The 25,217-nt window shown below is 55.3% G+C and carries 14 protein-coding genes and 1 pseudogene; 3 read left to right on the forward strand and 12 right to left on the reverse strand.

Translation table 11 applies throughout. The features are described 5' to 3' along the window. Nucleotides 1-62: 62 nt before the first annotated feature. The gene (locus tag WH279_RS18210) at nt 63-1,403 is read right to left on the reverse strand and encodes a histidine phosphatase family protein (RefSeq protein WP_339457930.1); all 1,341 of its coding nucleotides are present in this window, start codon (nt 1,401-1,403) and stop codon (nt 63-65) included. Between the two features lie 206 nt (nt 1,404-1,609). Continuing rightward, complete coding sequence (gene putP / locus WH279_RS18215; RefSeq protein WP_339457931.1) at nt 1,610-3,094, reverse strand: sodium/proline symporter PutP; 1,485 nt, start codon at nt 3,092-3,094, stop codon at nt 1,610-1,612. Between the two features lie 440 nt (nt 3,095-3,534). Between putP and putA the strand changes: the two genes are divergently transcribed. Beyond that, a complete protein-coding gene (gene putA / locus WH279_RS18220) occupies nt 3,535-7,482 on the forward strand; it encodes a trifunctional transcriptional regulator/proline dehydrogenase/L-glutamate gamma-semialdehyde dehydrogenase (RefSeq protein WP_339457932.1) in 3,948 nt (1,315 codons plus the stop codon). 651 nt (nt 7,483-8,133) lie between these two features. Here the strand turns inward: putA and WH279_RS18225 are convergent. The 6 genes from WH279_RS18225 to WH279_RS18250 form a co-directional block, all read right to left on the reverse strand. After that, nucleotides 8,134-9,207 (reverse strand): acyltransferase family protein, encoded by a 1,074-nt coding sequence (locus WH279_RS18225; protein WP_339457933.1) that lies wholly within the window; start codon nt 9,205-9,207, stop codon nt 8,134-8,136. Nucleotides 9,208-9,370: 163 nt separating this feature from the next. Further along, on the reverse strand, nt 9,371-10,465 hold the full coding sequence (locus WH279_RS18230; protein WP_133842132.1) for an acyltransferase family protein: 1,095 nt from the start codon (nt 10,463-10,465) through the stop codon (nt 9,371-9,373). A 186-nt stretch (nt 10,466-10,651) separates the two neighbouring features. Continuing rightward, entirely contained in the window at nt 10,652-11,632 is a 981-nt protein-coding gene (locus WH279_RS18235) for a D-cysteine desulfhydrase (RefSeq protein ID WP_339457934.1), read from the reverse strand. Between the two features lie 284 nt (nt 11,633-11,916). Beyond that, complete coding sequence (gene fliZ / locus WH279_RS18240; RefSeq protein ID WP_200643273.1) at nt 11,917-12,420, reverse strand: flagella biosynthesis regulatory protein FliZ; 504 nt, start codon at nt 12,418-12,420, stop codon at nt 11,917-11,919. A gap of 43 nt (nt 12,421-12,463) precedes the next feature. Then, complete coding sequence (locus WH279_RS18245) at nt 12,464-13,186, reverse strand: RNA polymerase sigma factor FliA (protein ID WP_062742546.1); 723 nt, start codon at nt 13,184-13,186, stop codon at nt 12,464-12,466. Nucleotides 13,187-13,353: 167 nt separating this feature from the next. Further along, a complete protein-coding gene (locus WH279_RS18250) occupies nt 13,354-14,322 on the reverse strand; it encodes an HNH endonuclease signature motif containing protein (RefSeq protein WP_339457935.1) in 969 nt (322 codons plus the stop codon). Between the two features lie 285 nt (nt 14,323-14,607). Between WH279_RS18250 and WH279_RS18255 the strand changes: the two are divergent. After that, nucleotides 14,608-14,709: pseudogene (locus tag WH279_RS18255) on the forward strand (sugar phosphate nucleotidyltransferase); the annotation flags it as partial. Nucleotides 14,710-14,804: 95 nt separating this feature from the next. After that, nucleotides 14,805-15,395, forward strand: a complete 591-nt coding sequence (locus WH279_RS18260; protein ID WP_339457936.1) for an acyltransferase — start codon at nt 14,805-14,807, stop codon at nt 15,393-15,395. Nucleotides 15,396-15,435: 40 nt separating this feature from the next. On the opposite strand, the gene WH279_RS18265 is transcribed toward WH279_RS18260, so the two are convergent. The 4 genes from WH279_RS18265 to WH279_RS18280 all read right to left on the reverse strand — a co-directional run bounded on the left by WH279_RS18265 (nt 15,436) and on the right by WH279_RS18280 (nt 24,999). After that, nucleotides 15,436-16,563, reverse strand: coding sequence for a DegT/DnrJ/EryC1/StrS family aminotransferase (locus WH279_RS18265; protein WP_200643280.1), 1,128 nt, complete (start codon nt 16,561-16,563; stop codon nt 15,436-15,438). Nucleotides 16,564-16,590: 27 nt separating this feature from the next. Further along, a complete protein-coding gene (locus tag WH279_RS18270) occupies nt 16,591-20,058 on the reverse strand; it encodes a glycosyltransferase (RefSeq protein WP_339457937.1) in 3,468 nt (1,155 codons plus the stop codon). A 3-nt stretch (nt 20,059-20,061) separates the two neighbouring features. After that, nucleotides 20,062-23,589, reverse strand: coding sequence for a glycosyltransferase (locus WH279_RS18275; protein WP_339457938.1), 3,528 nt, complete (start codon nt 23,587-23,589; stop codon nt 20,062-20,064). Between the two features lie 204 nt (nt 23,590-23,793). Continuing rightward, nucleotides 23,794-24,999, reverse strand: coding sequence for a FliC/FljB family flagellin (locus WH279_RS18280; protein ID WP_339457939.1), 1,206 nt, complete (start codon nt 24,997-24,999; stop codon nt 23,794-23,796). Between the last annotated feature and the right edge of the window lie 218 nt (nt 25,000-25,217).

A 25,217-nucleotide genomic window follows, 5' to 3' on the forward strand; every position in this document is an offset into this window, starting at 1 on the left:
AATTAAGCAAATGTAACGATGACGGGCCCGCATCATGCTGGCCCGGGAGATTTAGCCTGGATTCAGAATGTTTTAACGTCCTTGACGTTGAACGTTTCATTTTTATAGGTCAGCGTCACACTGTACGCAGTGTCCCACTGCGGATGCACATAACCGGGTATCCGCTGGCTTAAAAATGCATCCAGCACCCTCGGATGGGTAAAGACCGCCAGCCTGCCCTTGCTGAATTCATACTGGTAGCCCAGCGCGGACAGCATCTCATCGAAGCGCACTGCAGCCACGCGTCCGCGCTCCCCTACTCTCTCCGGGACAAAGTCAATCACCCTCCCGGGGGTAAGCAGGTTGACCGCAGCGGGGCGGGTATTAAGGGTGGCGATTGTCTCCGCTTCCCACGGCCCCAGGAACATCTCATTCAGGCGCTTGTCCTGAATCACGGTGATCCCCTGCGGCAGCATCACTGTCTCAGCCGTTTTCACCGCCCTGTTCAGCGCACTGCTCCATGCGCCGATAAACGGTGTCTGACGCAGTTGCTCCGCGATTTTCTGATTGGCCTGACGACCGGCGGGCGAGAAATCAGAATCCGATGTCCCTTCCATCACCCCAATCTGCTTCAGATGCGTCAGCGGGTTCACCACGACCACCATTTCCAGCGGCGGCAGCGCTTTCTCTCGTTCATAACCCGACTGCAACCAGCGACGGTTGTTGAAGTCGGTTAAGCGGAATTCCCCGCGGCGGAATTCCAGCACCGATACACTGGTGTTAGATAACCCGGATAACGGTTTATCGGCCCGGTATTTTTGCAGGTAAAACGCCATTGAGGAGTGCGCAGCTACCAGGATATTGCCGCTTTGACCCCTGTGCTGCCGGGCAATCGTACGCAGTGCGCCTTCAAAACGTTGAGAGAAGGCAGCCATATTTTCAGCATGAACCGGGGAGACAAAATCCGGGTCGCTGACCGGGCCAAAGTAGTAAAGAAAATCATCCCCTGAATGACCAAACTGCGCTGTCAGATCGTGGATGCGCCCGCCTTCTGCGTCACCCCAGGAAATATCTTTAAGATCATCGATCTGCACAACCTTCATATCGCGCCCGCGCACGATCAGGTTTGCCGTCTGGTATGCACGGCCGAGGGTGCTGCTGTAAGCGGCAATAAACGGCACCTCAGACAGCCCCAGCCCCAGACTGCTGGCGTCATAGCGCCCTTTGCGGGTCAGTTCAGCATTGCCACCGCCGCCAATCGTCATCTCTTTTACATTGGACAGTGTCTGCCCGTGGCGCACGAGGTAAAAACGCAGCACGCCATCGTGCTCCCCGTTATTCGCGGCAGCGCTGCACAGCACAGGCAGCAAGAACAAAACAGTCAGCAACAGTCTGCTGCAGGACAGGATAAATCCGTTTCTCATGGTAGAACTCCGTGTCAGTGATAAAGATTTGCACTGCGTAGTCTAGGCAAACGGCGGCACGCAGACCTTGGCGGTTCTGCCACTTTGTGGGTCAGGCTGGCAAAAGACGGCTGACAAACAGGAGCGAGGGCATAAAACGGGAAAGCGGGCGAATCGCAGAGGGGGAAGATTCGCTGGTACCGGACGGCACCAGCGAAGAGGCGAGCTTAGTCGGCCTGATATTCGGCTTCAGCGGCATCAAAACGCTGCTCAGCAGCGGCAGATGGCCCTTTGCCCAGCAGGCTGAAGACCACAATGGCGATACTGCCGAACAGGAAGCCTGGAATGATCTCGTAGAGGTCAAACCATTCGTATTGTTTCCAAACCAGCACGGTCACCGCACCGACGATCATCCCGGCCAGTGCGCCGTTACGCGTCATACGTCTCCAGACAAGCGAGAGCAGAACCACCGGACCAAATGCCGCACCGAAGCCAGCCCAGGCATAGCTCACCAGACCCAGCACACGGTTGTCCGGGTTGGCGGCGAGGCCAATGGCAATGGCCGCCACCAGCAGCACCATTAAGCGCCCCACCCACACCAGCTCACGCTGGCTGGCCCCTTTACGCAGGAAGTTCTTATACAGATCTTCTGTCAGTGCGCTGGAGCACACCAGCAGCTGGCAACTGAGCGTTGACATCACCGCCGCCAGAATCGCGGACAGCAGGATACCGGCAATCCATGGGTTAAACAGAATGCGCGCCAGTTCAATAAAGATACGCTCACTATTCTGGGAAACCTCGCCCGCCAGGGCAGGATTGTTCTGGAAGTAAGCAATACCAAAGAAGCCCACGGCGACAGCACCCGCCAGGCACAGAATCATCCAGATCATACCAATACGACGTGCGGTACGAATAGAACGGTGAGAATCTGCCGCCATAAAACGCGCCAGAATATGCGGCTGACCGAAATACCCCAGCCCCCAACCCAGCAGGGAAATAATCGCCACAAAGTTGAGGTTTTTCAGCATATCGACATTGGCAAGACTCTTGGCTTTGATCACGACCATCGCATCGTCCAGCCCCCCCACCGCAAGAATGACCATCACCGGCGTCAGGATCAGGGCAAAAATCATCAGGCTGGCCTGCACCGTGTCAGTCCAGCTGACCGCGAGGAAACCGCCGACGAACGTATAAACGATAGTCGCAGCAGCACCGGCCCACAGGGCAGTCTGGTAGCTCATGCCAAAGGTGCTTTCGAACAGACGTGCACCCGCCACCACGCCGGAAGCGCAATAGATGGTGAAGAAGATCAGGATGACCACAGCAGAGATCACGCGCAACAGCTTGCTGGTGTCTTCAAAACGGCTGGAGAAGTAGTCCGGCAGCGTCAGGGCATTGCCGTGATGCTCGGTCTGCACGCGCAAACGGCCCGCGACAATTTTCCAGTTCAGATACGCCCCCAGGGTCAGGCCAATGGCGATCCAGCTTTTTGAAATCCCGGCGAGGAAGATAGCGCCCGGCAGGCCCATCAGCAGCCAGCCACTCATATCCGAGGCTCCGGCAGAGAGCGCGGTCACAACAGCACCCAGACTACGACCACCGAGAATATAGTCATCAAAGTTTTTCGTTGAACGGTATGCGATGAAACCAATCAGCACCATGCCAAGAATATAAACACAAAATGTCACCATCATGGGTGTACTTACAGTCATTTAAGTTCTCCACTTATTATTCGTTTCCACAGCGGGAGGCTGCATATGCGTCATCTGCCGGAACGTAGCAGACCGGCGCACGGGGGGGCATCCAGCCGGGGGCGGTATCCTGCCGTAAACGGCTGTGTGGCACAAACGATTTAACACAGCTCGCACATCCATTTCACCAGGTTGTTACTATTAAATGCCAGCAGGTTGCACTCCATCACACTTCACCGGGTTTCACCCGCACAGCAACCCCATAAAAACCAGGCTTAACGGCGCTTTTACCAACCTGGCGAGTTTCTTGCAGCAATATCCATGCCGCTTTTTGTACGTTAACAAAAAGCCCATTTTTAAGTTTGAGGAGAGGGTCACATTTAACGAGGTTGCACAAAGTTGCAACATCAGTGATATTGCACCCTATCATTTGTTATCTACTGATTCAGGAGCTGTAAGGCATGGGCACAACTACCATGGGCGTGAAACTGGACGATGCAACACGCGACCGGATTAAACAGGCTGCGCTACAGATTGACCGCACCCCGCACTGGCTGATCAAGCAGGCCATTTTCAACTATCTGCAACAGATCGAACAAGGCACCACGCTGGCCGAGCTCCCCACCAGCACCCTCGTTGTCGAGAGCGATGTACGCCCGTCGGAAGAGACGCACCAGCCCTTCCTGGATTTTGCCGAGCAGATCCTGCCGCAGTCGGTCGCCCGTGCCGCCATCACTTCTGCCTGGCGCCGCCCGGAAACCGAAGCAGTGCCCATGCTGCTGGAACAAGCGCGTTTACCGCAGCCTCTGGCTGAGTCCACCCATCGTCTGGCTTATCAGCTGGCGGACAAGCTCCGGCACCAAAAAGGGGCAGGTGGACGCGCCGGAATGGTGCAAAGTCTGCTCCAGGAGTTCTCACTTTCCTCCCAGGAAGGCGTGGCGTTGATGTGCCTGGCCGAAGCCTTACTGCGTATTCCTGACAAGCCGACCCGTGATGCCCTCATCCGCGATAAAATCAGCAACGGTAACTGGCATTCTCACCTTGGGCGCAGCCCGTCGATGTTCGTCAATGCCGCCACCTGGGGGCTGTTGTTTACGGGCCGCCTGGTGTCGACCCATAACGAAGCCAATCTGTCGCGTTCGCTCAACCGGATTATTGGTAAAAGCGGTGAGCCCTTGATTCGTAAAGGGGTTGATATGGCGATGCGCCTGATGGGCGAACAGTTCGTTACCGGGGAAACCATCGCCGAAGCGCTGGCCAATGCCCGTAAGCTGGAAGAGACCGGTTTCCGCTACTCCTACGATATGCTGGGTGAAGCAGCGCTGACGGCGCAGGACGCCAAAGCTTATCTGCTCTCCTATCAGCAGGCGATCCATGCCATCGGCAAAGCGTCTAACGGTCGTGGCATTTATGAAGGCCCGGGGATCTCCATCAAGCTTTCTGCGCTGCACCCACGTTACAGCCGTGCGCAATATGAACGCGTGATGGAAGAGCTGTACCCGATCCTGAAATCACTGACGCTGCTGGCACGCAGCTACGATATCGGCATCAATATCGATGCCGAAGAAGCCGATCGCCTTGAGCTGTCGCTCGACCTGTTGGAAAATCTCTGCTTTGAACCGGAGCTGGAAGGCTGGAACGGCATTGGTTTTGTGATCCAGGCCTATATGAAACGCTGCCCGATGGTGATCGACTATCTGACCGACCTGGCACAACGCAGCCGTCGCCGTCTGATGATCCGTCTGGTAAAAGGGGCCTACTGGGACAGCGAAATCAAACGCGCCCAGACGGACGGACTGGAAGGCTACCCGGTCTACACGCGCAAGGTGTATACCGATATCTCCTACCTCGCCTGTGCCCGCAAACTGCTGGCGGTGCCGAACCTGATTTACCCCCAGTTCGCCACCCACAACGCCCATACGCTGGCGGCAATCTATCAGTTGGCAGGCAACAACTACTATCCCGGCCAGTATGAATTCCAGTGTCTGCATGGCATGGGAGAACCACTGTACGAGCAGGTGGTAGGGAAAGTCGCCGATGGCAAACTCAACCGCCCTTGCCGCATTTATGCCCCGGTCGGGACACACGAAACGTTGCTGGCCTACCTGGTGCGCCGCCTGCTGGAAAACGGCGCGAATACCTCCTTCGTTAACCGCATTGCCGATGCCACCCTGCCGCTGGACGAACTGGTGGCCGACCCGGTGTCTGCCGTGGAAGCTCTGGCACGTAGCGAAGGTGCGGTCGGTCTGCCCCACCCGAAAATCCCGTTACCGCGCGAGCTGTATGGTGAACACCGTCAAAACTCATCCGGGCTGGACCTCGCCAACGAACATCGTCTGGCGTCACTGTCGAGCGCACTGCTGAACAGCGCCAGCCAGACCTGGCAGGTGCAACCGCTAATTGATGCCCCACTGGCCGCTGGCGACAGTATTCCGGTGATCAACCCGGCAGAACCGCGGGATGTGGTGGGCTATGTCCGTAGCGCAAGCCCGGAAGACGTTTCCGCCGCACTGGATGCTGCCACCCGCGTTGGGCCAATCTGGTTCGCCACCCCGCCGCAGGAGCGTGCCGCCATTCTGGAGCGCGCCGCCGTCATGATGGAGGGCCAGATACAGCGCCTCATCGGCATTCTGGTGCGTGAAGCGGGTAAAACCTTCAATAATGCCATTGCCGAAGTCCGTGAAGCCGTGGACTTCCTGCACTATTACGCGGGTCAGGTCCGCGACGATTTCGATAATGAAACCCACCGCCCGCTTGGCCCGGTGGTGTGCATCAGCCCGTGGAATTTCCCGCTGGCGATCTTCAGCGGCCAGATTGCCGCCGCACTGGCCGCCGGTAACAGCGTGCTGGCCAAACCGGCAGAGCAGACGCCCCTGATTGCAGCTCAGGCCGTTGCCATTCTGCATGAAGCGGGCGTACCACCGGGTGCATTACAACTGCTGCCCGGCAGCGGTGAAACCGTGGGGGCGCAGCTGGTGCAGGACGACCGTGTACGCGGCGTGATGTTTACCGGCTCGACCGCCGTTGCCACTCTGCTACAGCGTAATCTGGCCGGACGTCTGGATCAGCAGGGCCGCCCGACGCCGCTGGTGGCGGAAACCGGTGGGATGAATGCGATGATCGTCGACTCCTCAGCCCTGACCGAGCAGGTAGTGACCGATATCGTCGCTTCTGCCTTCGACAGCGCAGGACAGCGTTGCTCCGCCCTGCGCCTGCTTTGCGTGCAGGACGATGTAGCAGAACATACGTTAACCATGCTCCGGGGTGCGATGGCTGAATGCCGTATGGGCAACCCGGAACGTTTCTCCACCGACATTGGTCCAGTGATTGATGCCGATGCCAAAGCGGGCATTGAGCAACATATTGAGGCGATGCGCAGCAAAGGCTTTACTGTGTTCCAGGCGGCGCAACCGCAGGCACCGGGCCGCCGCGAGTGGCAGACCGGCACCTTCGTGATGCCTACGCTGATTGAATTAAACAAGGTAGAAGACCTGACCCACGAGATCTTCGGTCCGGTCCTGCACGTGGTGCGTTATACGCGCAGCACCCTGTCGCAGGTGATTGAGCAGATCAATGCCTCGGGTTACGGGCTGACGCTGGGCGTGCATACGCGCATCGATGAGACGATTCATCAGGTGGTGCAGAAGGCGCATGTAGGCAACCTCTACGTTAACCGTAATATGGTCGGTGCGGTGGTGGGGGTGCAACCCTTTGGTGGCGAGGGTCTGTCCGGCACCGGGCCGAAAGCCGGTGGCCCGCTTTACCTTTATCGTCTGCTGTCCTCACGCCCGGACAACGCGCTGTCCGTCACCCTCAATCGCCAGGACAAAGAGCGCCCGGTGGATGCCGCACTGCGTCCGGCACTGCTGGCCGCACATGATGCACTGAGTGAATGGGCAGCCGACCGCTCCCCTCTGGCGGCCTGCTGTGCACGCTTTGCCGAGCTGGGCCAGGGCGGGACGATCCGCCTGCTGCCAGGACCTACGGGTGAACGCAATACCTTTGCGTTGCTGCCGCGTGAGCAGGTGCTGTGTCTGGCAGACAACGAGCAGGATGCGCTGGTGCAACTGGCGGCCGTGACGGCCGTGGGCAGCCGTGCACTGTGGACGGAAGATGACCTCCATCGCAGCCTGTGGCAGCAGCTGCCACCCGCGGTACAGCAGCGCATTGATTTTGCGGCACAGCCACTGGCGAGCAAAACCATTGATGCGGTGATTTACCACGGTGATGCCGACCAGTTACGTGACCTGTGCCAGGCCGTGGCAGCCCGCGACGGTGCAATTATTTCCGTACAGGGCTTTGCCCGTGGAGAGACTAATCTGCTGCTGGAGCGCCTGCTGCTGGAGCGTTCGCTAAGTGTGAATACGGCGGCGGCCGGGGGGAATGCCAGCCTGATGACCATCGGTTAACGCCTCATCTCATGACACGGGGCGACCGGAAAAATGGCCGCCCCCTGAGGTATACCCACAAAAATGAATGGCTTCCCGTCTGGCGTCAGGCCCGGGGCCAGTTTGAGCACGCCGGAGCGGCAAAATCCGCATCCCTGCGGGCCTCGGCACGCGGCGTCCCGGCCGGGGCACGTCCGGCTTACCTCAAACTGGCCCCATCCCCGCAGAACCGTTGCTCGCGGTGGGTTTTAAAACCGCAACAACATGGCGCTCTCTGTGCATTGGTTTGGATGTTGACCTGGGTTTTGACGTTGAGGCGGCATTCAGCAGCGCTGAGGAAGCGCAGTGAACCAGGACGAACCGCCAGGACGGCGGTGAGAGGGAGTGCCGGCACAGGGATGTGCCGTCACGACCAGTGCGTTGGTGAACGACGCTTGCGAAGGCATCCACGCAGTGGACGCAGCGCCTGCCGCAAAGCCCGGGTCCCCAGGGCGGCGGCGACTGGCCGCCCTGGGTCGCTCAGCCCGCGCAGCGGGAAAGCGAAACGCCCTTGACGTTGACCTGAACCTGGCCATCGTGCAGGCCCGCGTCACTGGCCGACCAGAAAAGAAGGTGGCTGCAAATAATGCAGGTCTTGTTTTGTGGGGATCCTCAGAGGTCTCCCCTCTCTTCTCACCCCTCAAATTTCATCCGCAGTAGCTTCGGGTAGATAAACAGCGACTGACCCCAGCCGCGATTCAGCAGCGTCCACACGCCAACCGAACACCCTACGCACAGCAACACCATCAGCGGCGGGAAACCCACGGCCCACAGCAGCGAAAATGCCTGGCTGGCAAACAGCTGGTGACCCACGGCATACAGGATCGCTGACAGACCAAAGAACTCAATAAAGATGCGGTGCAGCACGTAGATCTGCAATGTGTTCTTCCCCACCCAGTTGAGCCAGTGCATCGAAAACATCCTGTTCAGTGCGCGGCAGAGCGCAATACTGCCGAGGATGGCCAGCACACACAGGAACAGGCTCTGTTCCAGGCCAAGCAGGCTGTGCGCGATTGTCAGCAGCAACAGCAGCGTCCAGGGCAGCAGGTTATCGCGTCGCCATTCGCTCCAGCGGATCAGGATCTCGCTGTAAAATGCGCCGAACAGGAAGAAGACAAAGTATTGCGACAGGCTTTCCGGCCCCCAGCCGGGGATGATACCGGTCACCGCCGCATAGTTCAGCCCCACCGCCAGCAGCATGATCAGCGGTTTCTGTTGACGAAACAGCCGCGCAAACACGAAGAACAGTGCCAGTGCGTAGAGATACCAGGAGGAACTCATCGCCAGCAACATCAGTTTGAGAAACTGCCACGGCGAGTCGGCCCAGGCGGCATTAATATTACCGGAGAGATGCTCACCCATCATGCTGACCGACACGCCATTAATCATCAGCCACTGAATCAAGCCCCAGAGAAAATAGAGGTAGAACAGGTTCGTTACACGACTGGTGAATACCTGTTTCCAGGGACGATTCAGAATAGCATTGGCCGCCAGCAGGCCAGAAACGAAGAAAAAAGCCGGCATACGTAACGGGGAAAGCTGGTTATTAAACGCCAGCCAGAGTTTGGCCGGTAACTGCCCGGCGGTCAGTAAAGGGGCAATATCAGCATAACCAGGAAGGACCACGTGATAAAGCACCACAAGTAAAATACAGCCGCCTTTCAGGGTATTAACCCAGGCGATATCTTTTTTTGTCGTCATATTCATGACAATACTCCTGCTGTGAGCATCTGATGTTGATAAAAGGGAAAGGCATCCTCCGTCACGGTCTTTTTATATTTTTTATGGGTATCGATAAAAATATACCCGTCATACTGATCTGCATGGCGGGTATAAAAATGGCCGAGTTTATCGGCCAGGTATGAAAAAATTAGCCGTTGTTAACAACTTTCTCCGCAGGCTGCGGTTTGCGCAGCAGCCTCGGGTACATAAAGAGTGCTTTACCCGGCCCGCGATTCAGCAGATTCCAGGCGATCAGCGAGATACAAGTGGTGATGCTTACCGCGAAAATCGGCAGCAGCAGCGCCCAGGCCAGTGAGAAGCCCTGGTTGTCGAACAGACCGTATTTCACCGCCAGCGTCAGCATGGTCAGGCCCAGCAGTTCGATAAAGATGCGGTGCAGTACGTAGATTTGCAGCGTGTTGCGGCCAATCCAGTTCAGCCACCCCATATTGAAGCGGTTATTTAGCGCCCGACACAGCACAATACCCGCGACAATCGCGACGATGCAGTAGAACGGGTTTTTCATCATCCCGGCAGCATGATGCGCCACCCCAACCAGCACCATCGCCCCTAACAGAGCCAGATGACGGCGTGACAGCTGGCTGATCTCCACCAGCGTGTGGCTGAAGAAGGCCCCCAGGACAAAGTAGACAAAGTTCTGCACCACGCCATTCGGGCCCCAGCCAGGCACCAGATGAAACTGCGTGGCATAGTTGAGCAGGATAGCGCCCACCAGCAGCAGGACTTTCTGGCGATGGAACAGCTTTGCGGCGATGAAATAACCCGCCAGCGCATACAAATACCACAGGCTGGTCATCGACAGGGTCAGCAGCTTAACGAACTCCAGCGGCGAACTGGCATAAGCGGCATTGACGGCGGTGGAGAGTTTCTGCCCAATCAAATTGGCGGAAATATTGTAGATACTTGCCCACTGAATCACACCCCAGAGAATATAGAGGTAGAGAATATTGGTGAATTTCTTAGTAAATACCTCGCTCCAGCTCTTTTTACTGATGGCACTGGCTGCCAGCAGACCTGAGACGAAAAAGAAGGCCGGCATACGCAGCGGCGAGAGGTATTTATTAAACACAACCCACATGTCAGCCGGTATCATTCCGGCCGTGAGATACTGCAAAGAGGGAATGAAGGTGGTAATAATGGTGTGATGCAGGACCACCAGTAATATGCACCCGCCCTTGAGGGTATTAATCCACAGGACTTCTTGCTTGCCAGCAACAGACATAATAATAAAACCCAATCTCATCATAATATCCCGAAAGTATCCCTTGATACTCTACGGATCACTATGAGGATCGTCTGAAAGCGTTCCGAATGCTTTCAAATCCTTAATGTTTTTCCTGCCCTCATCCGCAATATGCTCTGATTTCAGGCAGGTAACATTTTACTTTAAGAATAACCTTATTAAAGTTTAGGGATGATAGGCAAACAGCGCGGGTGATCCCCCGGTGTGAATAAACACAATCGGCCCTTCACGACGAAAACGCTGCCGGGTAATCCCGTCGATCAGGCCCGCCATCGCCTTGCCGGTATACACCGGATCGAGGAAGATCCCTTCCAGTCGTGCCAGCAGTTTAACCGCTTCCATGCCCTCTTCATTCGGCTCGCCGTAGCGCGGCGCAAAGTAGTCATCCCATAACGTGATGGGGGCCGTACTCACCATCTCCAGCGACCGGGCCAGTTCCTGACGGATTTTCTCGACCTTGGGTAATTGGTCAGCTACCTTGCGTGAAACGGTAACCCCCACCAGCTCCGTGTCCGGCAGCAGATGTTCCAGGCCCACTGCCAGCCCGGCATGTGTGCCCGCACTACCCGAAGCCACCACCACCGCAGCAAAGTCGACCACGCCTTCACTCTGGTGGGCAATTTCCTGCGCGCAGTCAACGTAGCCCAGCGCACCCAGTGCATTAGAGCCGCCCACCGGGACGATATAAGGGCGAAAACCCTGCGCCTCCAGCAGCGTGGCCTGCTCTTCAAGCTGCGCATCCGGGGCGTGCAGCGCATCGACCATCACAATCTCGGTGCTCATCAGCTCCAGCAGCAGGCGGTTGCCATTGCTCAGGTAGTTTTCAGCGGTGGTGCCAATTGGATTCTCCAGCAACGCCACGCACTTCAGGCCCAGCTTCGCGGCGACCGCCGCCGTCTGGCGTACATGGTTGGACTGAATCGCCCCCGCTGTCAGCAGAACGTCAGCCCCGGCACGCAGCGCATCAGCGGCGAGAAACTCCAGTTTTCTGAGTTTGTTACCGCCAAGCGCTACCGGCGTGACATCGTCACGTTTGATAAAAATATCGCGGCCGAGATAATCAGACAGACGGGGAAGATGTTCTAAAGGCGTGGGCGAACCCAGCAGTTCAAGACGGGGAAAATTAGCAATATTGTGTAAGGACAACGCGGCCTCCATAGCAGGCGTTCAGGTTATCCTTACAGTGTTGCAGAAGATGACCTGATGGTCACCTTCGAATTAACTCTTTAGAATAGCCAAAATAATTGGAGTTGCAACAAGGCGGCAAGGGCGTGACAAATCGGTCAGGAACCGATTTGAACAGCACTCGTGCTGGCCCGCAGGGTGAGCCTCAGGGATGAGGCTCATCATCCCCAGGAGCTTACATCAGGTAAGTAACTGGGGTGAACGCACGCAGCCAACGCAGTGGCAGCTTCAAGTATGAAGGCTATTCAGTTACGTTGCCAGCCGAGGAACTGATCATACTTCCGCAACGCAATGCGGTAATTGTTATTTCCCGCATCCGGTAAATCATTTTCGAGGCACTCATGCCAGCTTGGGCCACTCAGGCGCTCTGCCGGGAAGCCTCGTGCTGAGAGCATATCGTCAAGACGACGCAGGCGAACAACATATTCGCGAATGGTACTGTGGCTCATTTCAGTCTGCTCGAACAGGTACTGTTTGAACGCCATGATGTCAAAGTAAGTCGGATGTGTGTTGCAAAAAATGTCGCTACAAAAACGGCACAACGCCGTCAGCTCATTCTGTAATTTTAACCAGACCTGATCGTCAATCAGCTGATCCATCCGGGCGATGGCCTCTTTGTTAATGATCTGACCACGAAAAACCAGTGCCATGCGGTCTAATACTTTTCCGCAATGCGAGCAGTTGCTCTGGCTGTGCTTGTAGTCTTTCAAATAACGGCTCAACGGCCTCATTTTAGTTTTGGATCCCATTCGAGATTCCCCGGTTGGTGTTGAGAGTGCAAAACTGACTTCGTCAGCGCGCTCCCGTTAACCGGGCGCGCAGGCGTTTTATCGCCTGACTGTGCAGTTGGCTGACACGGGACTCGCCCACCTCAAGCACTGCGCCAATCTCTTTCAAATTCAGCTCTTCCTGGTAATACAACGTCAGCACCATTTTTTCGCGATCGGGCAAAGCCTCGATGGCTTCAATGACACGTTCACGCAGACTGCCTTCCATTAACTGGTGCAGCGGATTGGCTTCTTCATGGCCGTCCGTCACCAGCTCTGCGCTGTCGCCGTGTTCTTCACGATATTCGTCGTAGGAGAACAACTGGCTATTATTGGTATCCAGCAGGATCTGCCGGTACTCCTCCAGCGAGACATCCAACTGCGAAGCCACTTCCTGCTCGGTGGCTGAGCGCCCCAACGCCTGCTCCACCTGATGCATGGCCCCCGCTACTTCGCGCGCATTGCGGCGCACGCTGCGTGGTGCCCAGTCGCGGCTGCGAAGTTCATCGAGCATCGCCCCACGGATACGCTGTACGGCGTATGTCGTGAACGCAGTGCCTTGTAGCGCGTCGTAACGCTCTACGGCATTCAGTAGCCCGATGCCTCCCGCCTGTAACAGGTCATCCAGCTCCACGCTGGCGGGCAGACGAACCTGCAAGCGCAACGCTTCATGGCGAACCAGCGGTATGTATCGCTGCCACAGAGAATGTTTGTCCATCACGCCATCGGCGGTATATAGATCGTTCACTCTGACCTACCCTGCTGTAATTAAGTTATCGGCACGATTATCTGTTTCTGTAGGGCAGATTGATTGGGGGAATAGCGGTAATAAAGGCGGGTTATTTCATTTTTGTGGAGCCAAACGATCCCCGTGACGCGATTTTTCGACACGGGGATCCCTCAGTACAGAACGGCTCAAACTTTGCGCAGTAAACGCTGACGCGTATTCTCCGGCACCTGTTGCCACAGCGCACACACTTTCCCTTCCAGCTCCTGGTAAAACGGTAACAGGGTCTGATCTTCCTGCAACGTGCGGCGAAAATGCACCGTGCCGTTTAAAGGATCGATAGTCATTCTGCGGCTGGTAAACAGACGTTGCAGATCGCTACGCAGAAACAGACCGTTATCCGCGCTGTTATCCAGCAGGAAGCCCTGTTCGTTCTCACGGATATCGATATGACAGGCTTCTACCCATGGGCAAGCATGTTCGTCGGTGAGCAGCGTACCGGTGATCACACAGGCACCATAGCGCTCACGTACCGCATGACTGAACTCATGATGGCTGGCGCGCTGCCACAGGCGGGCTTTCACCCGCCGCCCGACCTGCGTGCCCTGGATGACACCCGCAGGCGGCGGTAATAACGGTGAGGTCAGCACCACAATAAACTGCAGCTGGCGCGAGTACTCAAAACAGGGCTGAGACTGGCGGTCATACAGTTGCCAGTATTCGTCATCTTCGTCGCTGCGTAACAGCGTCAGGGTGTAACCCCGCTGCTGTAACAGGCTTTGCGCCATGATCGATGCCGGATCCAGCATCGCGAGCACTTTGCTCTCCCCCATCACCTTCCAGGTATTCCAGGGTGCGGGTTCCAGCGGACGACGAAAATAGAGAAAACTCTCCTGACGCTGCAAATAGTGCTCGAAGCGCTGCAGGTAATTTTTACGTTCATTGTCGTTGGTAATAAACAGCAGATCTTCCAGCGGAATATGGCTGTCTTTGCTAGCAAAGATGGCGCGGATAGTCCAGTTTTTGCTGGAGGTTGACGGGCTTAGTAACCCTCTGGTCGTCAACGATTTATCGTCGGGGTACTTCCTGCTGTAGCGGTCGTTTATCTCCTCAAACGGCAGCAGTTCCCCAGGTAACAAGTCATAATTGAAGCGCATAGCAACACACCCCAGCAGGCCGATAAGCACCCCGTGCAGACACTGCACATGGGTGGAAAAGGAAAAGTAGCAATAAGTTTTGTTATCGGCAGAATGTTAAGAATCTGTAAGGGTGTTTTAATTTTCACCGCGTTTTTTCTACCGCTTCCCCTGCGCTATAGCCTTGAATACCACACTTTCCTCGCCCTATTTCGGCCATTGACCGTCGCGTATCATTTTACAATTCCACTGAGTGGTGAGTGATTGCTCTCCTGTCGACATTCTGAATAAAAAAGAAGACACATTATGAAAGGTATCGTTCTTGCCGGTGGCACCGGTTCACGCCTTCATCCCGTCACCTGTGGCGTGTCCAAACAGCTGTTGCCGGTGTATGACAAACCGATGGTGTAATCCTGCCTGATGTTGCCCTGGGCGATGTTAGCCAGTGACTGGCCATGAGCTGAAGCTGGCAACCCTAAATTCATTGAGAAAAGAGGTGGCACATGAATCCTTTTGACGTTGGATATTACACGGAAGATGAATTAGCTCACTTTGGTTTCAAGCGATTGGGGAAAAACATCTCCATCGCAAAGAGTTGCAACATCATCGGGCTGGAAAATATTTCCCTGGGCGATAATGTCAGAATTGACGGATATACCACTATCGTTGCCAGTGGGAAGGGATTTTTGAATTTAGGTTCCTTTATTCATATCGGCGGATACGCTTTTTTATCCGCGGGTGCAGGCATCACCATGAATGATTTTAGTGGTATTTCTCAGGGGGTAAAAATCTACAGTAAAACGGATGATTACTCCGGTAACTTTTTAACCAACCCCACGGTTGATCCCGACTTTACGCAGGTGACTTCAGGTGAAGTGGTGTTAGGCCGCCATGCCATTATTGGTTCAGGCACGGTGATCCTTCCTCGTGTAACGGTCGGCGAAGGGGCAAGCGTGGGGGCATTATCGCTGGTCACCAAGAGCCTTCCTGACTGGGGAGTGTATTTTGGTGCGCCAGCCAAAAAGATTAAAGACCGGAAAAAGAAGCTGCTTGAATTAGAACGTGAGTTTCTGGAACAGTTTTCAAAAAAATAGTGTGGTGGATGGGCCTGTTGACCGGCCCACCCGGCGTTAATCAGGCCGCAATCGCCCCACTTGCGCGCATCACAATATCAATAATCGTATTCTGCTCGGCAGCGGTGAGATTCGGGTGAATCGGCAGGCACAGCACGCTCTGCGCCATCTTGCTGGCAACGGGCAGATTCTCTGCAGCGGAAGAGGCATAGCCTTTGTACATCGGGAATTCGGAAATCAGCGGATAGAAATAACGCCGGACAAATACCCCCTGATCTTTGAGTTCCTGATACAGCTGGTCGCGGCTCAGAGGGAATAACCCTTCATGAATAAACATCGGACAATACGCGTAGTTCCACTGTGTGTCGTCGTCGGCCTCAAGGAAAGTCAGACCCGGAATCAGGGCCAGCGCCTGGCGGTAGGTTTCATACACCGTTTTACGCACGGCTAATGCGGCATCAATGTGCTTTAACTGCAACATGCCAAACGCCGCCTGAAACTCATTCATCTTGCCGTTAATGCCCGGCGCGACCACGGTGGTTTCATCCGCAAAACCGAAGTTTTTCAGATAATCGATGCGGCGTTTTATCTTGGCGTCCGGGCAGATAATGGCACCGCCCTCAAAGGTGTTAAACACCTTGGTGGCATGAAAACTGAGGATCGATAAATCACCATGATTCAGTACGCTGACGCCCTGCTGTTTAACCGCAAAGCAGTGGGCCGCATCGTAAATCACCTTGAGACCGTAGTTATCAGCGATGTGCTGAATACGGTCCACATCGCAGGGAATGCCGTAGCAGTGTACCGGTAAAATGGCGCTGGTATTGGGCGTGATGGCCGCTTCGATTTTTGCCGGATCAAGATTACAGGTGATCGGATCAATATCCACAAATACCGGTTTGATGCCATTCCACAGCAGCGAGTGGGAAGTGGCAACAAACGAGTAAGGCGTGGTAATCACCTCCCCTGTCACCCGCAGCGCCTGAAGGGCCGTCACCAGCGCCAGCGTGCCGTTGGCGAACAGGCAGATATGCTCAACGCCGAGATAGTCCGCCAGCGCCTGCTCCAGTGCCTGATGAAAAGGGCCGCCGTTGGTCAGCTGTTTGTTATCCCAGATCTGCTCCAGATAGGGCATAAACTCTTCCAGCGGTGGCATCAACGGGCTGGTAACAAAAATATTATCTTTCATGATGTTAACCTTATTCAGCAAGACCAGTCACGGCAACCAGGCACGCAGATGCTGGTTGATTGTTTCGCCACTCAGCCAGTCCGTGTCCCGCAGTGCCTGTTGGGCGGTATGGGCCAAATCAGCCAAAACGTTACGTTCACTCGCAGCAGTACGTATCGCCGCCAGCCAGTCGGCTTTACGGTTTCGCACGCGCAGAGCAGGAATATGCCCTTGTAAACTGCCGACATCACTGACCAGCGCAGGAATGGCGCAGGCCGCGAACGCCTTCAGACTAAAGTCATCTTTAAGACGGTTGAGTTTGTTATCGGCACGCGGGATCATCGCCAGATCGGTATCCAGCTGGGCCAGCTGCGGCAGATAATATTCATCGCCAGGATAGCGGTAGTGCTCCTCAATCCAGGGTTCCCAGCCCGTGGGCAGCGGACCAAGCACCTGCCAGCTCACCTCGGCCGCCAGCTCGCGCACCAGGTTATGCACCAGTTCGATATCGGCATCGCTGAGTTCGCAGGTGTTGCACAGCATGCGCAGTTTGTCACCGGCGCGTCGGCCCCCTTTTTGTCGCGGTGTGAAGCTGACCAGGCTGCGCGGCAGTATCACCACCGGCCGGTCATACTGGCGGGCCGCTTCGGCCTGGGCGGCGTTTTGCACAATCAATCGGTCAATCCCCGTGAGGTCAGGGACATTGCGGCCCTGTGCGATAATCCAGGCCGGTGAAATCACTTGGGCGATGATGCTGCTTTGCCGTTTTTTCAGGGCAATAATCAGCGCCCGCGCCTCATCGGACAGCTCGCCGCTGATCACCATGGCATCCGCATCGGCGCGATGGATTAGCCCATAATCCAGTGCATTTTCCGTAACCAGTCCGTTGATTATTTTCTTGCGCGACAGGCTATCAATGACGGCAGGAAAAGACTCGGGGGCATGAGCCGCAACAGGTAACGTTATTCCCAGCACCACCGGCAACGGACGGTCAGCAAACGGATGGCTGATTAACGCGGGCCGGCATTCGGGTTTAAACAGTTTACGCAAGGTCGAGAAATGATCATTGTAGGCCGGGTCACGGAGCAAATGAGGCAGCCAGTTAGCGCGCAACGTCGCGTTACCCTGCTGTTCCTCCGCCGTGACCTGTTTACTTTTCGGGTAAAGAAAATAAGCGTCGCAGGCGATAATAGAGTGCGGTGTCCAGACTGACATATACCCCGCCTGGCGCAGCTTCAGGCACAGGTCAATATTCTGTTGTTTCAGGGTGGCTAAACTGTCGTCCATACCTGCTACGTTATTCCATGCCTCTTTTTTAATCATCAGGCAGGAATAGTTAAGCACGGTGTAATTCTGATCGCTTTGCAGGCGCTGCATATAGCCGGGTTCATCAACGGCGGCGCCATAACCGACAGCCGCGCAAAGTTCTTCCCCGATCAGGATCTCCCCGGCGGATAAGACCAGATGCCGGTTGAGCGAAATAATCTTGCCCCCCACACTTCCGACTTCAGGACGCTGGGCATGATTGAGAAGATGTGTCAGCCAGTCTTTCTCAATAACGATCACATAGGGATTCACTAACAGAATAAAATCACCCCGTGCCACTGCGGCACCGGCGTTATATTTTGCGGCATCATTGCCAATGCCAGCGATTGTACTCACCTGTATCTTGGCAATATTCGCGGCAACAATGGTGTCCAGCCAGCTATTCACGCTGGCATCAGTAGCCGAATCCCGCACAATAATAATTTCATACAGTTCGTGGGAGGTGTTGACCAACATCCGATCCACCACCGTCTGCATGTCATTAAGACTGTTACTGGCGGGAATAATGACCGATACCATCAGGGACTGCGTCTCGCCATAGCAGAGATGCCACGGCTTATCGCCGTTAACCCGCACATGCCCGTCGGCGTAGCCCCGTTGTTGCAGGTGGCGCTGAATGACGGCAATATCAATCTCATCGGGCTGCAATAATGTCTGCGGCACCACCAGCAGCGGTTCGCTGATATGGCCAATACCGGCGATATCCTTTAGCTCAATCAACCGGGTGATCGCTTCCAGTTCCCAGGCTATCAGATTGAGGGATAGCTCCATCGTCATGCTGTTCACGGCATCAAGGCGGAACAGCCAGCGGCGCGCATAGCGCCAGGGAGTGCTCAATACCAGGTCGAGGTTAAAATCGGGTCGCAGCGCGCTGACCTGCGTGCCATCTTGTTCTTCAATCCGTTCATCGGCAAAGACAGCAAAACAGTCCGGGACGTCACTCAGACTTAACCCCACGGTGCAAAAACTGTCCGCCAGGAAACGCACACCGGCGTCGACCACCTGTACCCACTGCTCTTTCGCCCGTGATAACAGGCTGTTGTCAGTGTCCACACTCACCCATTCCGGCAAGCGCGCTGCGTTAGCCGCCAGCGAGGTCAGTACTACGCGGAAATGGGGATACCCGGCACGACAGGTGGCCAGGCTGGTCAGCGTCGCCTCCAGGCTGGCGCTGTCCTGACGCTCGTTACGCACTACGATCAGTAATGATGCTGGCTGCACCAACGCCGCAATCTTCTCCGCCATCTGCTGACGCTGGCCCGCAGTGACGCCACGCTGGCGTAACCCGTTCTGAGTATCATACTGCGGCAAATGCTGACGTTTTTCTGCGGCACGCTGCTGTGTCCGGGCAATAAAGACCTGCAGCTGATGCGCGACATTTTCGCGCTTGGTGAAAAGCCACTGTCTGACCGCCGGTAAGGTATTGCGCGTGCGCTCCATCTCCTCTGGCGTATCATTCCAGCCTACGCCTCCGCCGACATCCCTGACCGTGTCTGCGGTAATCGCCAGTTTTTCAAAACCGGGCAGCGTACGGGCCACCACCGGGCAACCGCAGAGGTTGGCGAGGAAGCAGGTGCCAGAGGATTCATAGGTGTACAGCACACGGGCGCGCTTAAGCACCGCGGCTAGCTCCGTCAACGACAAAGGGTTTTCCATTGACAGTATGCGAACACCGGCAGGCAGCGTGCTGAAATCAACTTTGCTGCGCGGCACACGATTGAGATAGAGCAGGTCAAGATCTTTGACCGGCGCATCATCACAGAACAGCGACGTATCGTAGGCTTCCAGCTCCAGCATTTGCGGATCAAAGGCTTTAGCGGCGAATTCACTGCGATACCAGAAGTAAAGATCTTCAGCCGCGGCATTCATCTTGTTTTGCTCAATCACGCCTTCACGGTTGAGCATGTAACGCACCACAATCGGCGCATTCAGCGGATTTCCTTCGACCACCTCGGGATAAATCGCGATGCACGGCTCACCGCCCTCTGAATAGTCCAGATAATCTTCAAAGGAGATGACCGGGGTATTCCAGTCCGGGTTGACGTCACACTCGATAAGCCGGGCATCGTGCCCGGCTTCATTCAGCAAGTGGCACAGACGGTGAACCACCTGGATCCCCAGCGAAGACTCTTTATAGCCCGGTGCCAGTAAGATATAAGGCATCGCCGGGGGGATATTTTTTTCGGTCATGGCTTAGTTCGCACTCCATGCAGTGGCCCACTCGACAACGTTATTCCCGGTCAGCATCCAGTCACGTCGCACCGCCGTTTGCAGTTCAGCCCCCATCCGCGCGCTGGCATCCGGGTCCGCCAGATGCATACGAATCGCATCACGCCAGTCAATAAAGCGGTTGTTGACACGCGTCACGGGCAGGTCATCATCGGTATAGCAGGCGACATTGCTGCAAATCACCGGTATGCCACAGACGCCATACTCCAGCAGGCGCAGATTGCTCTTACAGGCATTGAAGATATTGTCTTCCACCGGTGCCAGTGCCAGATCCAGGTTCAGCGAGGCCAGTTTCTCAGGATAAAGGCTGATATCCACACCCTGATGGTATTCATGGATATAAGGTCTGAGTTTCTCCGGGCACATGCCGAAGAACACCCACTCCACGTCGTGAGCAAACTCTTTGATGATATCGACGATCATTTCCAGATCGCCGCGATGGCTTGAGCCCCCGGCCCAGCCGACACGGGGTTTTTTCCCCTGATTGCGCAGGCTGTGCAAAGGCTCCCAGATATCGGCCGGAAGGCGGTTTTTCACCACCAGAATCTGCGGATGCATGCTGCTCATGGCTTCCGCCAGCGGCGCGGTGGACACCACAAAGCGGTCGAAGAAACTCAGACTTTTACGCAACTGCCCGGTAATTTCCTGCTTAAAGTGCTGACGGTTATTGTGTTTAATCGGTACGTTAAGGATGTAGTCATCCAGCTCAAAGACTTTGAAAACGTTATGCAGCTTGCCGGTACGCTCAATCCAGTTATGGAAAGCCGGTGAGTAGCGGCGTTGAATAATCAGACTGTCAGGTTTGAAGCGGCCAATTTCGCTGATATTCAGCAACGTCATACTGACATGGCCTTCCGCCAGGCCTTCATTCTGCATCGCTTCAAACGGCTTCATCATCCGGTAGTGACCGCAGCCGGTCATATCCGCATTGTGGGCAAGAAACGTCGGCACATTCTCGCGTGGCGCAGGGCGCCAGCTCAGTAAGCTGTCCCCTTCGATATCGAAGTGACGGCTTCTTAACGACATATTGGCATTGAACGCCGGATCATTAGCAATCACCGGCATCCAGCGGGCAAACAGCTTGTCCTCTTCCAGCTGCTTAAGCTTGCTGGAGGAGTGAACGGTTTCACCCGGGAAAGGATTACTGCGCGCAGCCGGACGCAGGACGCGTGCGTAAGGTGTCCACACTGTCATATACCCCGCACTGCGGGCGCGCAGGCACAGGTCGACGTCGTCATACAGCTGGTTAGCGCTATCGAAGCCACCCAGCTCGAAAAACACCGATTTACGGATCAGCATAAAGTCGCCGGATACCGCACTGTAGTTCTGATCGAGCTGCAAACGGCCCTGCTGGCTGGGATGGCTGTCATCCATACCACGGAACGCATCGCCCGCCGCACCGTTCATCCCGAGGATGTACCCGGCATGACGTACTTTATTCTCTGAGGTTAACTGCTTACCGCCGACGATGGCGACTTCCGGACGTTGTCCGTGATTCAGCAGATTATCCAGCCATTCACCATCAATCATCGCCAGCTCACAGTGCATCAGCACCAGGTAGTCACCCGTCGCCTGCTCTGCCGCCAGGTTGGCCATCGGACCATGTTGATAGCTGTCCTGGTAATGCAACACGCGAATGCGCTGTGGGTCGACACCGGCAAGGGTGTGCAGCCAGCTATCGCGCTCCGCGCTTCCCTGACCATCAGCGACAATCAGCAGTTCATAATTGAGGTAGTGAGTTTTTTCCAGCAGCGTCGTCACACAGCTAATCAGCGACGGCAGATGCCAGTTGGCGAGGATGATAATTGACACTTTAGGCTGTGTCGGATGCTGGTAGCGCAGCCGGTAATTGTAAAAACTGTCCAGCGCTATCTGCGCCTGTGGATAGCCGCGATTATTCAGATGGCGTTCAATGATCGCCGCATCTTCAACAATCGCACGACTTTTCAGCCGCGCCGTCAGCAGCGGTTCCGCCAGATGCCCGGCCACATTCAGCCCCTGGGATTCGATCATCTTAACGATTAAATCCAACTCCGCCGCCTGCGGATAATTGAGGTCAAAACCTTCCGCCGCCACCAGTAACTCACGGCGAAACAGCCAGTGCTGCGCCATGGTTTTGGGAGAACTGAGGAATAAATCCAGATTGAAATCGGGTCGAAAAACCATCCCGGAGGGTTCATCACCGAGATAGAAATATTCGTCCGCATAAATGGCTAACAGGCTGTCAGCCTGCGGCAGCGTCGTCGAGAGGGCAATCAGGCCCGATGGCTGAAAATGCGTTCCGGCATCGACGAAGATAAACCAGCCGTCATCATGCTGCTGAATCAACTGATTGATCACCGCCAGCCGATCCTCTTCCTGCGCCGCATAGCAGGGGAAACCGCAGGAGAGATCGCCGACGGCACCGATAACCACCGGATTCAGTCTTAGCGTCGTCATCCCCTGATGTACCAGGGAATCCAGCGTCACCGACAGGCTCTGACGGTTTTCTGCCGTGACGGTGATCACCACGGCGACGTTGACCGGCTGCGGGATCGCGGCGGCCAGCTGCTGCAAATGTTTTTGCTGGAACGGCTGCAGGCTGCGCTGACCGTTCCAGGCGTTTAACGCATCCTGCACCACATATTGCTGCTGCGTGCTGAGTAAATTCTTCGCTTCAACGCGGTCTGGCTGGTCAAGTTCAGTCAGTTGCACAGTGTCAACCGCTGCGCCCGTTTCATACCAGGGCTGTGCCTTCAGCGACTGCAGCACTTTTTCCCGCGCCTTGCTGATATCTTCATCGCTGTCGATCTGATGCGGCTGTCTGTACACCGCAGAGAAGCGCACACAACACAGCGGCTGCGGGAACCACAACAGGTCGGTTTGCGCCAGCAGTTTACTGTAAACCACCAGCCCTTCCACACCTGACAGCGCCTCCCCATTAAGGGAAAACAACGTGTTTTCACCCGGCATCAGGGCCAGCAGATCGTCACGGTAAAGCAGCGAGGCGGTGAGTTCACCTAGCAGGCTGTAACTTATCTGGGCCTGGCTGCGCAAAAAATCGCGTCCGTTGATGATGCAGGCGTTGGCGTTTAGCGGTGCGGTAGAGGCAATATCGGGCAGCTTTTCACCGCGCGGATCGATGCGCTGGCGTTTTGATGCAGCAACGCGGCACTGTGGGTAACGTTGCAACCCCGCCACAAGGCGACTGACACAGTCCGCCTCCAGTCTTTCCGCCTGTGTGAGTAATTTGACATACTCACCCTGCGCGGCACGAAGAGCCACTTCATAGCTATCAGGTTGATTTTTTTCAAAAACAAGATGGGTAATCGGGTACTGAGTCACATCGGGTCTTGCGGCCAGCTGCTGCCCGACCAGCTTATCGCCACTGCAATCGGCGATGATAATTTCGCAATGGGGATAATCCTGAGCCAGTGCGCTGTCAAGGGCTTCGTTTAACCACATGGGGTACTGAGCAAGAATAATAATGCTAACGCGTGCTGTCTGGGTCATGGCTGATGGCTCTCCCGGCCCCTTCAGTCCATCGGGGGCATCTACGCAGGGCAAAGTGATTAGCGTTATCATAGCCAGCGCAGGCGTAATCAATCGCGGAAGAAAGCACAAAATAGAGGGCTTATCTGAGCGTTAATCCTTTTTAACAGGCATAAAAAAACCCCGCCGAAGCGGGGTTGATGTGCAAGATTATCGCGAGGATAATTAGCCCTGCAGCAGAGACAGAACCTGCTGTGGAACCTGGTTAGCTTTAGCCAACACTGAGTTACCCGCCTGCTGGATGATCTGTGCTTTAGACAGGTTAGAAACTTCAACCGCGTAGTCAGCATCCTGAATACGAGACTGTGCTTCAGACAGGTTAGTGGTGGTGTTGTTCAGGTTAGTTACCGCTGAACCCAGACGGTTCTGAATCGCACCCAGTGATGAACGGAATTCATCAACGCTGGCAATCGCTTTGTCCAGTTTATCCAGTGGACCAGAGGTAGAACCCTGAGTCAGGTTAGACAGGCTCAGTGACTTGGTGTCAATTTTGAACGCAGCAGTACCGGTAGTGGAAGTAGAATCCGCAGCCTGCGGATCAACAGCCACATAGAAGTCCTGGCTTGCGCCGCTGGCGATATCGAAGCCGTTCGCTTTCAGGTTGTTGGTTTCAGCTGCTGAAGTTGACTTGATGGTCACTTTCGCATACAGGTTGCCGCTTTCGTCTTTGTAGACGTTAGTGCCGTCTACCGCTGCGCCGCCAGATGCCAGGCCCAGACGAGTTGACAGGTCATCAGTCGCACCAGATTCTGCAACAGTTGCACCAGAAACCGCAGTCGTTGCACCGTAGTAACCGCTGAAAGCAGCAGTACCTGAAGCAGCAGTCAGTGTACCTTTAGGACCGTTAACGTTGAAGCTGTCCAGACCCAGGGTCTTAGAATCGATTTTCTTCAGGTCGATAGAGATGGTTTCGCCATCGTTCGCGCCAACCTGGATTTTCATGGTGCCGTCTTTCGCCAGCACGTTCACGCCGTTGAACTGAGTCTGAGCAGACACACGGTCGATTTCAGACAGACGGGATTTGATTTCGTCCTGGATTGAAGACAGGTCAGAATCAGAGTTGGTGCCAGTAGAAGCCTGAACAGTCAGCTCACGAACACGCTGTAAGTTGTTGTTGATTTCTGACAGTGCGCCTTCAGTGGTCTGCGCAACAGAGATACCGTCGTTAGCGTTACGAGCAGCCTGAGTCAGGCCCTTGATGTTAGAAGTGAAACGGTTAGCAATCGCCTGACCAGCAGCATCGTCTTTCGCGCTGTTGATACGCAGGCCAGAAGACAGGCGCTCGATAGAAGTAGACAGAGCAGACTGGTTCTTGTTGATGTTGTTCTGAGTGATCAGCGAGAGGCTGTTGGTACTGATTACTTGTGCCATGATAAAGTTTCCTGTTTAATCATTTCGGGTTAAGTGGTTGGGCTGTTTGCCCCCCGGCTTCATCGCCGTCAAAGTTGTTATCGTCTGTCCCTCAGTAACCTTTAGATTTTTTTTAGCCTCTCAGCGTTTTTTTTTCGTTTTCCCCTACTGGCCGAAATACCCCTCTTTATTACCGCTATTCGTTTTATTGCTGTTGCGCAAATAATCGTAAACTTTGT

The sequence above is a fragment of the Erwinia sp. MYb375 genome, assembly GCF_037479175.1.
Classification (GTDB): domain Bacteria; phylum Pseudomonadota; class Gammaproteobacteria; order Enterobacterales; family Enterobacteriaceae; genus Erwinia; species Erwinia rhapontici.